Origin of the sequence: Candidatus Mycobacterium wuenschmannii (assembly GCF_030252325.1) — a bacterium.
GTDB classification, from domain to species: domain Bacteria; phylum Actinomycetota; class Actinomycetes; order Mycobacteriales; family Mycobacteriaceae; genus Mycobacterium; species Mycobacterium wuenschmannii.
Window position 1 is genome coordinate 1547245 of record NZ_CP126981.1, and the last position, 13177, is coordinate 1560421.

14 protein-coding genes are annotated in these 13177 nt (G+C 68.3%); 7 read left to right on the top strand and 7 right to left on the bottom strand.

Features of this window, described 5'->3' with window-relative positions:
• Positions 1-29 precede the first annotated feature (29 nt).
• Both PT015_RS07510 and PT015_RS07515 read left to right on the top strand, forming a co-directional pair.
• Positions 30-1610 (top strand): FAD-binding oxidoreductase, encoded by a 1581-nt coding sequence (locus tag PT015_RS07510; RefSeq protein ID WP_285190987.1) that lies wholly within the window; start codon positions 30-32, stop codon positions 1608-1610.
• On the top strand, positions 1607-2542 hold the full coding sequence (locus PT015_RS07515; protein ID WP_285190006.1) for a diacylglycerol kinase: 936 nt from the start codon (positions 1607-1609) through the stop codon (positions 2540-2542). Before PT015_RS07510 ends, PT015_RS07515 begins: the two co-directional genes overlap by 4 nt.
• Before the next feature lie 21 nt (positions 2543-2563).
• Here PT015_RS07515 and PT015_RS07520 read toward each other — a convergent pair whose 3' ends face one another.
• Both PT015_RS07520 and PT015_RS07525 read right to left on the bottom strand, forming a co-directional pair.
• Positions 2564-3076: a DUF3145 domain-containing protein gene (locus tag PT015_RS07520; RefSeq protein ID WP_285190008.1), complete on the bottom strand. Its 513-nt coding sequence runs from the start codon at positions 3074-3076 to the stop codon at positions 2564-2566.
• A gap of 119 nt (positions 3077-3195) precedes the next feature.
• The gene (locus tag PT015_RS07525; protein WP_285190009.1) at positions 3196-4020 is read right to left on the bottom strand and encodes a serine hydrolase domain-containing protein; all 825 of its coding nucleotides are present in this window, start codon (positions 4018-4020) and stop codon (positions 3196-3198) included.
• A 34-nt stretch (positions 4021-4054) separates the two neighbouring features.
• Here PT015_RS07525 and PT015_RS07530 point away from each other — a divergent pair, with 34 nt between their 5' ends.
• Together PT015_RS07530 and PT015_RS07535 are read left to right on the top strand one after the other, a co-directional pair.
• The gene (locus PT015_RS07530) at positions 4055-5140 is read left to right on the top strand and encodes an S-(hydroxymethyl)mycothiol dehydrogenase (RefSeq protein WP_285190010.1); all 1086 of its coding nucleotides are present in this window, start codon (positions 4055-4057) and stop codon (positions 5138-5140) included.
• Complete coding sequence (locus PT015_RS07535) at positions 5140-5763, top strand: MBL fold metallo-hydrolase (RefSeq protein ID WP_285190011.1); 624 nt, start codon at positions 5140-5142, stop codon at positions 5761-5763. The genes PT015_RS07530 and PT015_RS07535 overlap by 1 nt, the downstream gene beginning before the upstream one ends.
• Here PT015_RS07535 and PT015_RS07540 read toward each other — a convergent pair.
• Positions 5760-6512, bottom strand: a complete 753-nt coding sequence (locus tag PT015_RS07540; RefSeq protein ID WP_285190012.1) for an SHOCT domain-containing protein — start codon at positions 6510-6512, stop codon at positions 5760-5762. The two genes, PT015_RS07535 and PT015_RS07540, sit on opposite strands and share 4 nt — an antisense overlap.
• Positions 6513-6619: 107 nt before the next feature.
• On the opposite strand from PT015_RS07540, the gene PT015_RS07545 reads away from it, so the two are divergent.
• Positions 6620-6919, top strand: coding sequence for a hypothetical protein (locus tag PT015_RS07545; protein WP_285190013.1), 300 nt, complete (start codon positions 6620-6622; stop codon positions 6917-6919).
• On the opposite strand, the gene PT015_RS07550 is transcribed toward PT015_RS07545, so the two are convergent.
• From PT015_RS07550 to PT015_RS07565, 4 genes are all read right to left on the bottom strand, one after another.
• Positions 6916-8616 (bottom strand): Hsp70 family protein, encoded by a 1701-nt coding sequence (locus tag PT015_RS07550; RefSeq protein WP_285190014.1) that lies wholly within the window; start codon positions 8614-8616, stop codon positions 6916-6918. The two genes, PT015_RS07545 and PT015_RS07550, sit on opposite strands and share 4 nt — an antisense overlap.
• Positions 8617-8684: 68 nt before the next feature.
• On the bottom strand, positions 8685-9758 hold the full coding sequence (locus tag PT015_RS07555) for an NAD(P)H-dependent amine dehydrogenase family protein (protein WP_285190015.1): 1074 nt from the start codon (positions 9756-9758) through the stop codon (positions 8685-8687).
• Between the two features lie 10 nt (positions 9759-9768).
• Positions 9769-10326 (bottom strand): cytochrome b, encoded by a 558-nt coding sequence (locus PT015_RS07560; RefSeq protein ID WP_285190016.1) that lies wholly within the window; start codon positions 10324-10326, stop codon positions 9769-9771.
• Complete coding sequence (locus PT015_RS07565; RefSeq protein ID WP_285190017.1) at positions 10323-11345, bottom strand: catalase family peroxidase; 1023 nt, start codon at positions 11343-11345, stop codon at positions 10323-10325. The genes PT015_RS07560 and PT015_RS07565 overlap by 4 nt, the downstream gene beginning before the upstream one ends.
• Before the next feature lie 146 nt (positions 11346-11491).
• Between PT015_RS07565 and PT015_RS07570 the strand changes: the two genes are divergently transcribed.
• Together PT015_RS07570 and PT015_RS07575 are read left to right on the top strand one after the other, a co-directional pair.
• A complete protein-coding gene (locus PT015_RS07570) occupies positions 11492-11842 on the top strand; it encodes an MmpS family transport accessory protein (protein WP_285190018.1) in 351 nt (116 codons plus the stop codon).
• A 13-nt stretch (positions 11843-11855) separates the two neighbouring features.
• Positions 11856-13139: a cytochrome P450 gene (locus PT015_RS07575; RefSeq protein WP_285190019.1), complete on the top strand. Its 1284-nt coding sequence runs from the start codon at positions 11856-11858 to the stop codon at positions 13137-13139.
• The last annotated feature ends 38 nt before the right edge of the window (positions 13140-13177 follow it).

Below are 13177 nucleotides of genomic sequence, written 5' to 3' on the forward strand. Positions count from 1 at the left end.
AACGCATGTCTGCCGACTTGCTACCCCCGATGAAGTGGAATGCCTGGGGCGATCCCGAGCACGCCAAGCCGCTGTCGGAGGGCATCCGTGCATTGCTGGCCCAAGCCCTGGGTGTCACCGGGTCAACGGAGGCCGAACTACAGGCCGACCAGGTGCGCCTTCGACCATCGGCGTTGACGCCCGACGATCGCGATGCCCTGGCCGCGATCGTCGGGCAAGACCATTGCCGGGTCGACGACCGGGATCGTCTGCTACGGGCCGGTGGCAAGTCCACGCTGGACCTGTTGCGGCGCAAAGACCCCGGCGAGCAGGACGCTCCCGACGCGGTGCTGCTGCCAGGTACCGACGAGGAGGTGGCCGCGATCCTGCAGTACTGCTCGCAGCACGGCATCGCCGTCGTCCCGTTCGGCGGCGGCACCAGTGTGGTCGGCGGCCTCGACCCGATCCGCGGGGCATTCGCCGCGGCGGTGTCGCTGGATCTGCGGCGCTTCGACCAACTGCTGGACTTCGACGACGTGTCCGGCGAGGCCGTGTTCGGCGCCGGCGTCACCGGACCGATGGCCGAGAAACTGCTTGGAGTGCACGACTTTTCGCTGGGCCACTTCCCGCAGAGTTTCGAGTTCGCCAGCCTGGGCGGCTACGCCGCGACCCGCTCGTCCGGGCAGGACTCGGCCGGCTATGGCCGCTTCGACGACATGATCCGCGGCCTGCGGGTCATCACGCCCGCCGGGACGCTGGACCTCGGCCGCGCCCCACAGTCGGCGGCCGGCCCGGATCTACGGGAGTTGGTCATCGGGTCGGAGGGCGTATTCGGCGTCATCACCCGGGTGCGGGTGCGCGTCCACCCCACGCCGCAGGCCACCCGCTACGAGGCCTGGTCGTTTCCCGACTTCGCCACTGGCGCAACGGCGTTGCGCGCCGTGACGCAGGCCGGCGCCGGGCCGACGGTGATCCGGCTGTCCGACGAGGCCGAGACCGGGGTCAACCTGGCCACCACCGAGTCAATCGGCGACTCGCAGATCACCGGCGGATGTCTGGCGATCACCGTCTTCGAGGGCACGCCCGAGCATGCCGACAGTCGGCACGCCGAAACCCGGGCACTGATGGCCGCCCACGGCGGTACGTCGCTCGGCGAGGAACCCGCCAAGGCTTGGGAGCGTGGACGTTTCGGCGCGCCGTACCTGCGCGACGCCCTGCTGGCCAACGGCGCGCTGTGCGAGACCCTCGAGACGGCCACCGACTGGTCGAACGTCCCGGCGCTCAAGGCCGCCGTCACCGAGGCGCTGACCACCGCGCTCGCCGAAACCGGCACGCCGGCGTTGGTGCTGTGCCACATTTCGCATGTGTATGCCACCGGCGCCTCGCTGTACTTCACCGTCGTCGCGGGTCAGCGCGGCAACCCGATCGAGCAGTGGCGCGCGGCCAAGACCGCCGCGAGCAACGCGATCGTCGCGACCGGCGCGACTATCACCCATCACCACGCGGTCGGCGCCGACCACCGGCCGTGGATGGCCGACGAGGTCGGCGACCTGGGTGTGCAGGTGTTGCGCGCGGTCAAGGCGACACTCGATCCCGCGGGAATCCTCAACCCGGGCAAGCTGATCCCGTGACCGAGCGCCAGATTGGCCGGGTGACCGTGCTGACCAATCCGGCGTCGGGGCACGGCAACGCGCCGCACGCCGCCGAGAAGGCGATCACCCGGCTACAGCAGCGCGGCATCGACGTCACTGCCATCGTCGGCAAAGACGCCGACCACGCCCGCCGTCTGCTGGACGAGGCGGTCGACACGGGGACCGATGCATTGGTGGTCGTCGGCGGCGACGGGGTGATCACCGACGCGCTGCAGGCCTTGGCGCACAGCGATATTCCGCTCGGTATCGTTCCAGCCGGCACCGGCAACGATCACGCGCGCGAATTCGGCCTGCCGACAAAGGATCCGGCGGCCGCCGCGGACATCGTCGCCGACGGCTGGACCGAGACGATCGATCTGGGCAAGATCGAGGACCGCGGCGGGGCCGTCAAGTATTTCGGCACCGTGGCCGCTGCGGGATTCGACTCGCTGGTCACCGACCGGGCCAACCGGATGCGCTGGCCGCGCGGGCGAATGCGCTACAACCTCGCGATGCTCGCCGAGCTGTCGCAGTTGCGACTGTTGCCGTTCCGGCTCGTGCTCGACGGCCGCGACGAGATCGTCGCCGACCTCACGCTCACGGCCTTCGGTAACACCCGCAGCTATGGCGGCGGAATGCTGGTGTGCCCCAACGCGGATCCAACCGACGGACTGCTCGACATCACCATGGTCAATTCCGCGTCGCGGACGCGGCTGATCCGGCTGTTCCCCACCGTCTACAAGGGCACCCATATCCACCTGGACGAGGTGACCACCGCGCGGGTCCGGACCGTCGACGTCGACTCACCGGGCATCAACGCCTACGCCGACGGCGATTTCGCGTGCGCGCTGCCCGCGCAGATCTCGGCGGTGCCGGGCGCGCTGAGAGTGTTGCGACGGCTTAGCGATTGTGGTGACCCGCTGCGCGCGTAACTACCGCGCTTGCGATCACCACTACCCGACCCCGCGGTTGAGCCACGACACCTCGGCGCCCTCGCCCCCGTCACGATAGGCCTCGAGCGCCTCGTCCCACGCGGTGCCGAGCGCCGAATCCAGCTCGGCGGCCAGCGCGTCGGCGCCGGCGGCCATCATCGAGCGCAGCCGCATCTCGCCGATCATCACGTCACCGTTGGCGCTCATCGGGCCGTTCCACAGGCCCAGTTGGGGCGTGTGGCAGAACCGGTGCCCGTCGACGCCGGTACTGGGGTCTTCGGTCACCTCGAACCGCAACACCGTCCAGGAGCGCAGGGCGCTGGCCAACCGGGCGCCGGTGCCCACCGGCCCGACCCAGTTGACGACCGCACGCAGCTGTCCCGGCATGGCCGGTTGCGGGGTCCACCTGAGATTGGCTTTCGATGCCAGCGTCGACGACAATGCCCACTCCACATGCGGGCATACCGCGGCGGGCGAGGCATGGACGTAGACCACGCCTGTCGTCACATCAGCGAACTGGTTCGACGCACGCATCTTGTTGCTCCTTCGGCTCCACGAGGGACGTCTTCCCCAACGACCTGGTGATTCCGACGAGCAAAATAACGATTTATGTGCCTTGCGTGTCTATTGTGCCTTGTGAGGCCCATGTTGCGCTAGTGCGAGTTGTAGGTGCTCAGCACATTGTCAGAAATGGCCGGCCACAGCGGGAGTGCCCAGTCCCCGAAATCGCGGTCGGTGAGGACCACCAGCGCCAACCCGGCAACCGGATCTGCCCAGATCAGGGTGCCAGACTGACCGAAATGGCCGAAGGTGCCGGGCGAATTCCGCGCCCCCGTCCAGTGCGGGGTCTTCGCGTCGCGGATCTCGAAACCCAGGCCCCAGTCGTTCGGTCGTTGCACGCCGTAGCCAGGCAGGACACCGTTCAGGCCGGGAAATTGGACCGCGGTCGCGTCGGCGTGCATCTGCGGCGACACCGTGGCCGGCGCGAGCAGGTCGGCGGCGAACGCGGCGATATCGGCGACCGTCGAGATCGCGCCGTAGCCCGCGGTCCGCGCGCCCCCGTCGAGGCGAGTGGCGGCCATCCCGAGCGGTTCCAGCACCGCCTCGCTGAGGTAGCGGCCGAACTCGATGCCCGCCGCTTCCTGCACGGTCTGAGCGAGCACGGCGAACCCGAAGTTCGAATACATCCGCCGGGTGCCGGGCCGGGCCAGCACCTTCCCGTCGAGCATCGCCAACCCCGAGGCGTGCGCGAGAAGATGCCGGACGGTCGATCCGGGCGGGCCGGCCTCGGTGTCCAGCTCGACCGCGCCTTCCTCGATGGCGACCTGTGCCGCGCGGGCCACCAGAGGCTTCGTCACCGACGCGAGGACGAACTCCCGTGCGGTGTCGCCGTGGGTGGCCAACACTCCGTCGGCCCCGACCACCGCGGCGGCCGCATTCGGCACCGGCCAGTCGCCGAGTAGGTCGAGTGCGGGCATCGCGCAGAGCCTACCTAGCGCTAGGTTGAAGCCCATGAGCCAGACAGTGCGTGGAGTGATCTCGCGGAAGAAGGGCGACCCCGTCGAGGTGGTCGACATCGTGATCCCCGACCCGGGGCCCGGTGAGGTCGTCGTCGACATCACCGCGTGCGGGGTCTGCCACACCGACCTGACCTACCGCGAGGGCGGCATCAACGACGAGTACCCCTTCCTGCTCGGCCACGAGGCCGCCGGCACCGTCGAATCCGTAGGCCCCGGCGTAACCGCCGTCGAGCCAGGCGATTTCGTCGTGCTGAACTGGCGGGCCGTCTGCGGCCAATGCCGGGCCTGCAAGCGCGGTCGCCCGCACCTGTGCTTCGACACTTTCAACGCCGAGCAGAAGATGACGCTCACCGACGGCACCGAGCTCACCCCAGCGCTGGGCATCGGCGCCTTCGCCGACAAGACACTGGTGGCCGCCGGGCAATGCACCAAGGTCAATCCCGACGCCGACCCGGCGGTCGCCGGCCTGCTCGGCTGCGGCGTGATGGCCGGCCTCGGCGCGGCGATCAACACCGGCGCGGTCACCCGTGACGACACCGTCGCGGTCATCGGCTGCGGCGGCGTCGGCGACGCGGCGATCGCCGGCGCGGCCCTCGTCGGCGCCAAACGGATCATCGCGATCGACACCGACGACACCAAGCTGGAGTGGGCCCGCAAGTTCGGGGCCACCCACACCGTCAACGCCCGTGAACTCGACGTCATCAAGACCGTCCAGGACCTCACCGACGGTTTCGGCGCCAACGTGGTCATCGATGCGGTGGGGCGGCCGGAGACCTGGAAGCAGGCGTTCTACGCCCGCGACCTCGCCGGAACCGTTGTGCTGGTGGGTGTTCCGACGCCCGACATGACACTGGAGATGCCGCTCGTCGACTTCTTCTCCCACGGCGGATCGCTGAAGTCGTCGTGGTACGGCGATTGCCTACCCGAACGCGACTTCCCCACCCTCGTCGATCTTTATCTGCAGGGCCGTCTTCCCCTGGAGAAGTTCGTCTCCGAACGCATCGCCCTCGACGACGTCGAAGAGGCCTTCCACAAGATGCACGACGGCAAGGTGCTGCGTTCGGTGGTGATCCTGTAATGGCCAACATCGAACGAATCGTCACCCACGGAACCTTCGAACTCGACGGCGGCAGTTGGGAAGTCGACAACAACATCTGGCTGGTCGGCGACGACTCCGATGTGGTGGTGTTCGACGCCGCGCATACCGCGGGGCCGATCCTCGATGCGGTCAAGGGCCGCAATGTGGTCGCGGTGATCTGCACGCACGGCCACAACGACCACGTGACCGTCGCCCCCGAACTCGGCGACACCCTCGACGCTCCGGTGCTGCTGCATCCCGCCGACGACATGCTGTGGCGAATGACGCATCCGGACAAAGATTTTCGTACCGTCGCCGACGACGAGACGGTCAGCGTCGGCGGACTCGAACTGCATGCCCTGCACACCCCGGGCCATTCCCCCGGTTCGGTCTGCTGGTACGCCCCGGACCTGGGCGCGGTGTTCAGCGGCGACACGCTGTTCTCCGGCGGACCCGGTGCGACCGGACGGTCGTTCTCCGACTTTCCGACGATCCTGGCCTCGATCTCGGGCCGCCTCGGCAGCCTGCCCGGCGATACCGTCGTCTACACCGGTCACGGCGACACCACCAACATCGGCGACGAGATCGTGCACTACGACGAATGGGTGGCCCGCGGCCACTAGTCGCCTTTGAGCACCCGGCGCTTCTCGGCCTGGAATTCCTTCTCGGTCAGCGCGCCGGAGTCACGCAGCGCGGCAAGCGTTTTCAACTGCTCGATCTTCACTCCCTCGCCGGAGTGGATGACGATTGACCCGTCGGCGCCCGCGGCGGGATCGTCCAGCTCCGGCGTGGGCACCGGCGGGCCGACCTGCCAGGCCGGAGACTCGACCCGGGTGACGCGCGACCGCCACATCGAGGACGTGATCAACGTGGCCAAACCGATGACGAAGAGGCCCGCGGTAATGCCGAGCCAGGCATCGTTGGAATCGCTGTCGCGGCCAAAAGCCAGTCGCGGACTGATGTATCCGTTCACCTCGCCGCTGGTCGTGATGATGTAGTCGCCGTCGGCGGGGATGTCGGCGAACCAGACGCGGCGGTGGATGTTGTTGTTGACCGACGTTGAGCCGCCGATGTTTTCGGTGACTTTCGGGTTGGCCACACCCGGCGGCGGATCGATGTCGAAGCTCAAGTGCGGGATCGGTAGCCCGTTGTCGTAAGCACGGCTGAGGATCACGGTGTGGAAGCTGATCGTGGTGCGCCCGGCGGGCAGATGCACCTTGCCGCTACCGGGGATTCGCACCTCGCCGTAGGCATCGTATTTGTCGTAGACGAAAGCGCCGAGCAGCAGTGTCGCCACGAAGCCGATGACCGATCCGACCATCAGCAGGAGCGCCGAAATTCGCACGATCTTCCTGACCGGTCCGCTGCTCACCCACGCAGTGTCGCAGAGACCGTCCGCCGCGGAGTCGTTTGGACCTCGCGGCATCGGGTAGCCCCCCGCACAGCGCCAAGAAGGTGCGCAGCATAGGACGGAGAGTCATGAGCGACGAGGACGACGACAAAGCACAACAGTCCACCGATGAAGAGCAGCACACGCCCAGCGCCGACGATCTGAGCGACGAGGGCAAAGAAAAAGTCGAGCAGATGACGCAGGCCTACGACGACGAACGCCCGACGGCCGTCCTGCCTGGCACCGACAACACGATCACCGGGGTCGCGGTCAACGAATGGCTCGATGACGACGGCAATCCAAAATTCGGCAAGGACAAGCAGCAGGAAGACGGTGCCGGCAAGCCCGACGAAGACGCCGGCGAGGAGCAGGCCAAGGACGCCAGCTAGCGCCCGCCCTGCCCCGGCTCGGGGAATCGGCCGTCGCCGCCCGGGCCGCGAGGCCACCGCGGGCGGTCCGGCCAGCGCGGCCGTTCACTGGTCGTCGTTGTCGTCGTCGTGGTCGTGGTGGTTGACGTCGGCGACTCGGTAGTCGTAGTCGTCGTTGGCGTCTGGCTGCTCGACGGCGGCGTGGTTTCGGGTGCGGCCGACGACGGCGGGTTGGTGCTCGGCTCCTCGCTCGCGGTGCTCTCCCCCGACGACGGCACGGCCGTCGTGCTGACGCTCGACGACGGCGTCGACGGAGCGTTGCCCGAGGTGTGCCGCAGCGTGATCATCACCCCGGCGCCGACGGCCAGCACGGCCAGCGCCGTGCCGACCGCGACCACCAGTGGCCGCCGGTACCAGGCGTCGCGAACGGGTCCGAACACCTCGGGTTCCTCGGCCAGGGCCGCCCGAGGTCGTGGTCGTGGCGACGGTGGCGCGCTGTCGCGCGCGACGTCGTCGTACTCGCCCGGCCGAATCGGCATGATCCCGGAGTCGTCGTCCGCCTCCGACCAGGCCAGCGCGGGCGCACCCGCGGGCTCGACCGGCACCTCCGAGATGGTCGTCGCGTCACTCACCGATCCGAGCGCGGTCGGCGCCAGAGCGGTCGACCCGTCACCCGGCCCGTGCGCGGCGCGCAACGCCGCACCGACCGCGGCGGTCAAATGCGGCCGCGGTGCTGAAATAACCAGCGCGCCCGACTGCTCCGACAGCGTCCTCGTCACGAACGGAATGGCGGCGCCCCCACCCACCGAGGCGACCGCGGCGAGATCCTCCAGGCGAATTCCGTTGCGCTGCAACACATCATGGAAGAAGCCGACAAAGCTGTCCAGCGGCTGCCGGATCGCGTCCTCGAGGTCGCCGCGGGTGATCTCGATCTGTCCGCTGTAGCCAGGCACGTCGGCGGTCAACGCGGTCGCGTTCGCCGAGGAGAGACGTTCCTTGGCGAAGCGACACGCGGTCCGCAGTTGCTTGAGCGAACCGATCGCCGACGTGGCCGACGTGTCGAACGATCCGCCCGTCGAGAGATCGTTGATCACGTGCGTCAGCAGCGCCTGGTCGATCCGGTCGCCGGCGAACTCGGTGTGCCGGACCGCGGGTGCGACCGCCTGATAGCCGTCCGCGGCGTCGACCAGGCTCACCGTGGTGCCAGACCCGCCGAAGTCGCACACCGCGATGATCCCGCTGTCGGGTATCCCGGGGCTGGCGTGCAACGCGTACAACGCCGCCGCGGAGTCCGGCAGCAGGACCAGTCGGCCGCGCGACCATTCCGACACCCGGCTCAACGCGACCCGCACCGAGTTCACCGCGGCCGGGTCCCAGTGCGCCGGATGGGTGACGGCCACCGCGTCCGGCAGCGTTCGCCCGTCGGTCGCCGTGTAGGCCAACGCGCGTAGGGCGTCGGCGATCAGGGTCTCGCTGCGGTGCGTCGTGTTGTCGGCGGCTGCGATGCCGGCCGGGTCCCCCACCCGGTCGACGAAGTCGGTGATGACCAGCCCCGGCTCGTTCAGCTTCGGGTTCTCCGACGGCACGCCCACCTCGGGCGGGCGCTGCCGGAACAGCGTCAGCACCGGCTTGCGGGTCACCGACCGGTCGGCGGTCACCGCCGCCAGGTTGGTGGCCCCCACCGAGAGGCCTAACGCGACGCGTTCGCCGTCAGCCATGTCGTCTCTTCGTGCGCATTACGCACCAACTTATCGGCTCCGCAGATGTGGCCTGGTAGCCGCATCGGCTAGCGGATCGTGCCGGCCCCGGCGATCAGCGGCAGATCCAGCGCGGTGACCCACCCCGGCGGCAGGTCGTTGACGGCCGGGACGGCGTTGAGCGCCCGTAATCCGGTGGACAGGCAACCGGCCGCGGCCGCGTCGCGCCCCGACCCGTCGGTGAAGCGGAACGCCGTCTCCTGCGAGATGCTCGGCGTGCCTTCGATGTCGACGCGGTAGACGTCGTCCTTGGTGCCCGCGGGCCAATCCGGCGCCGCGTCCAGGCCGATGCGGTTGACGTGCTCGAGCTGAATCCGGGTCTCGCCCTTGTAGACGCCGTTGATGGTGAACCGGACCGCGGCGACATTGCCCGCCGGGATCACGCCCTTGGCCGTCTTGCGCTCCTCGGGGGTGACCCACTTGTCCCAGGTCGTGGTGATCTCGTCGAGCATGATGCCCGCGGCGTGGGCGATCATCGGCACGGTGGCGCCCCACGCGAAGATCAGCACCTCGCGGTTCTCCAGCATCGGGCGGAATTCCGGCTCGCGCCCGATGCCCATCTCGACCTCGTAGTCGCCCTCGTAGTTGGTGTAGTCCAACAACTCCGAGGCACGGACCGTGCGCACCTCCGAACACAGGCCCATCAACGTCATCGGGAACAGGTCGTTGGCGAACCCCGGGTCGATGCCGGTGGTGAAGCACGACGACCCACCCAGTTCGCACGCCTCGGTGATCGGCTGAATCCAGTTGGGCGGGTTGAGATGCATCGTCGGCCACACCCATGGCGTCATCGCGGTCGAGCAGACGTCGATGCCGGCCCGCAGGAACCGCGTCATCAAGGCGATGTTGGCGTCGGCGTGTGCCGCAGTCGGGCCGTAGTGCACCAGTGCATCGGGCTTGCACGCGATCAGCGCGTCGACGTCGTCGGTGGCCTGCAAACCGATCGGACCGGACAGGCCGCAGATTTCACCGACGTCGTGGCCGACCTTCTGGGGGTTGCTGACGCCGACGCCGACGAGTTCGAACTCCGGATGTTTGACGATTTCGGCGATCACCATCTTGCCGACGAAGCCGGTACCCCACACCACTACGCGCTTAGCCATGCGGTTCACCCTAGGCGTGGCTGCGGTCGGCCTTACTCCGAAACCGGAAAGTCATCCGTTCGATCAGCCGGTCACGCAGCGTCAGCGTGTGCAGCAGCACCGCCGAGATGTGTGCGGCGATCACCACCATCAGCGTGTAGGCGATCACCGAGTGTGCTTGGCGCAGAACCCAATACACCTGCGCGTCGAACGGAGCGATCCGCGGCAGGTGGACGTGGCCGAACAGCACGATCGGCCCGCCGGCTGCGGACAGCATCGCCCAACCGATCAGCGGCTGCAGCACCAGCAACAGGTAGAGCAGCTTCTCGGACAGGCCGACGAGCCGGCCTTCCAGCGCACCGATCGTCGGCGGCCAGGCCGGCGGATGGTGGGTCCATCGGTTGACGACGCGCACGACCATCACCAGCAAAACGAGCGCCCCGACCGTCTTGTGCACCGCGATCAATTCCGCGTACGAACCCAGCGAGTTGACCATCACGAACCCGATCGACAATGCGGCGAACACCAAAGCCGCTGTGAGCCAATGCAACACCCGGCTCAGCGCACTGAATCGCTGCACCGCGGTCACAGCGTGTCCTCCCCGGTGCGACGGCGATAGGACGCGGCGTACACGGCGGAGCGCGCACTCAGCAGCGGATCGTCGGACGGTTCGATGCCCGGCGGCAGCACCAGCGGATCGAAGTTGATGTCGCGCGCGTTGCCGGTGGCGTCGGCCTGCACCGAATCGAGCGTCAGCAGTCCGGCGTCGACGGTGCGCCGACCGACCGGCCACGGGATCGTCGCGTCGTCGGTCGGATCATCGGGCGTGCCGACCGTGAGGATCAGCCGCCAGCGCAGCGGCCCGGCCCGCAACTGCCGGGCCAGCGGGTCGAACAGGGCATCGGGACCGGACGCCGGGGGCAGCGCCTGCTGCAGCGGAGTCAGCGACCAGCGCACCGGCGTTCGCGCACCGGAGGCGTTGACGACGTAGAAGGTGACCAGCCCGCTGAAGGTGCTGTCGGCGAATCCGGGTGTCGGCTTGTGCTGCTTGAGGATCGACATGGCGCGCGCCGCCGGCGGATGGTCCGCATAGAACCGCGTCATCGCATTCGGGTCCGGCTTGCCGGTGCCCGGGACGGTGGCCGTTGCCACCAGCCGGTCGTACATGCTCTGCGGCGACGGGTCCGGAAAGACCGGCAGATTGAGCATCGCAGTGCGCCATTGGCGGGCGCCGGGAAAGCCGAACGCCAGGCCGAGCCCGCGTCCTGCGGCGGCCGAGTCGGCGGTGTGCGGATTGCCGCCGGCGGCCGAGAACCGGCCGATCACCGGCGTCCGGCCGGGCGCGAACACCGCGGCCGTCGACAACTCGCTGGCGTTGCCGTTGCTCTCGAACCAACCGCCCACGGACACACCCTTGGCGTGGTTGGTGCGGTACCCGTGATGCCGGCCGAACGCGTTGTTGAACGCGTCCAGAAAAGCCTGCGGCGTCAACCGCTTCGGGCCGATCCGGTTGAACGCCGTCAGCAACGCGGCCGCATCGACCGCGAGGAAGGCGCCCGCCGCTGCGACGCCGCGCAATACGTCACGCCGCCCGGGTGATTCCGACATCGACAGCTCCCTTCCCCGATGACACGACAATTCTTGGCCATCGGTTCGACCGCGGCATCTCGTAACTCGACACTTGGGAACTTGGTTTTGGGAAATGGCCCGAAAACCAACCCACGCGGCTGCCCGGCGGGACACGATGTATGACCATGACCAGCAAGTCGATCTTCGTTGCGACCCTGACTGCGTTCGTGGCCACCGTCGGCCTGGGCGGAGCGGCGCACGCGGACCCGCCGACCCAGGTGACGTACGAGTTGACCGGCAGCTCCCCTGTCGCGGACTACATCTCGTACCAGACCGACACCGGGGTGGTGGGTCAGGTGCAGCAGACGCATGTGCCGCTGCCGTGGAAGGGTCAGTTCTCCTTCGTCGGCAACCCGGTGGCTGTGATCAGCGCGCAGAGCCCCGGCTCGATCACGTGCACGATCAAGATCGACGGCAAGGTCGTCAACCAGGCGACCGCCAACGGAGCGCCGGCCCGCACCGTCTGTTCGAACTGACGAGGCGACGGCCGTGAGCCTCGCGACGCGCGAAAACGGCACGGCACCGCCCGAACTCGCGTTGGCCGACATCAATCTCGGTGACTGGGACTTCTGGGGCCTCGATGACGACAAGCGTGACGGCGCATTCGCCACGCTGCGTCGGGAGGCACCGATCTCGTTCTGGGACGAGCCCGCGCAGGAGGGTTTCCAGCAGGGCGGCGGGCACTGGGCGCTGACCGGACTCGACGACGTGTTCTTCGCCAGCCGCCATCCCGACATCTTCAGCTCCAGCCCGAACATCACCATCAACGACCAGACCCCGGAGGTCTCGGAGTACTTCGGCTCGATGATCGTGCTCGACGACCCGCGCCACCAACGGCTGCGGTCGATCGTCAGCCGGGCCTTCACCCCGAAAGTGGTTGCGCGCATTGAGAATTCGGTGCGTGAGCGGGCGCGCCGCCTGGTCGCCGACCTGATCGCCCACCACCCCGACGGCACCGGCGAGGCCGTCGCCGAACTGGCCGGACCGCTGCCCCTGCAGGTCATCTGCGACATGATGGGCATTCCCGACGAGGACCACCAGAAGATCTTTCACTGGACCAACGTCATCCTCGGCTTCGGCGACCCGGACCTGACCACCGAGTTCGACGACTTCCTGCATGTGTCGATGGACATCGGCGCCTACGCCACCGCGCTGGCCGAGGACCGTCGGGTCAACCACCACGACGATCTGACCACCAGCCTGGTGCAGGCGGAGGTCGACGGCGAGCGCCTGACCTCGGCCGAGGTGGCGTCGTTCTTCATCCTGCTGGCGGTGGCGGGCAACGAGACCACCCGCAACGCGATCAGCCACGGATTGGTCGCGCTAACCCGCTACCCCGAGCAGCGGCGGACGTGGTGGTCCGAGTTCGACGCGCTGTCGCACACGGCCGTCGAGGAGGTCGTCCGGTGGGCCTCGCCCGTGGTCTACATGCGGCGCACGCTGACCCGCGACTTCGAGATGCACGGCACCACAATGAAATCCGGCGACAAGGCCACGCTGTGGTACTGCTCGGCGAACCGCGACGAGTCGAAGTTCGCCGAGCCGTGGAAGTTCGACGTCACCCGCGACCCGAACCCGCACGTCGGCTTCGGCGGCGGCGGCGCGCACTTCTGTCTGGGTGCCAACCTGGCCCGCCGCGAAATCCGGGTGATGTTCGAGGAACTGCACCGCCAGATTCCCGACGTGGTCGCCACCGACGAGCCGGCGCGGTTGCTGTCGCCGTTCATTCACGGCATCAAGACGCTGCCGATCGCGTGGACCCCGCCGCGCTGATTCCGATCCGGGGCGCTCATGCGTCCGTGCCGTACAGG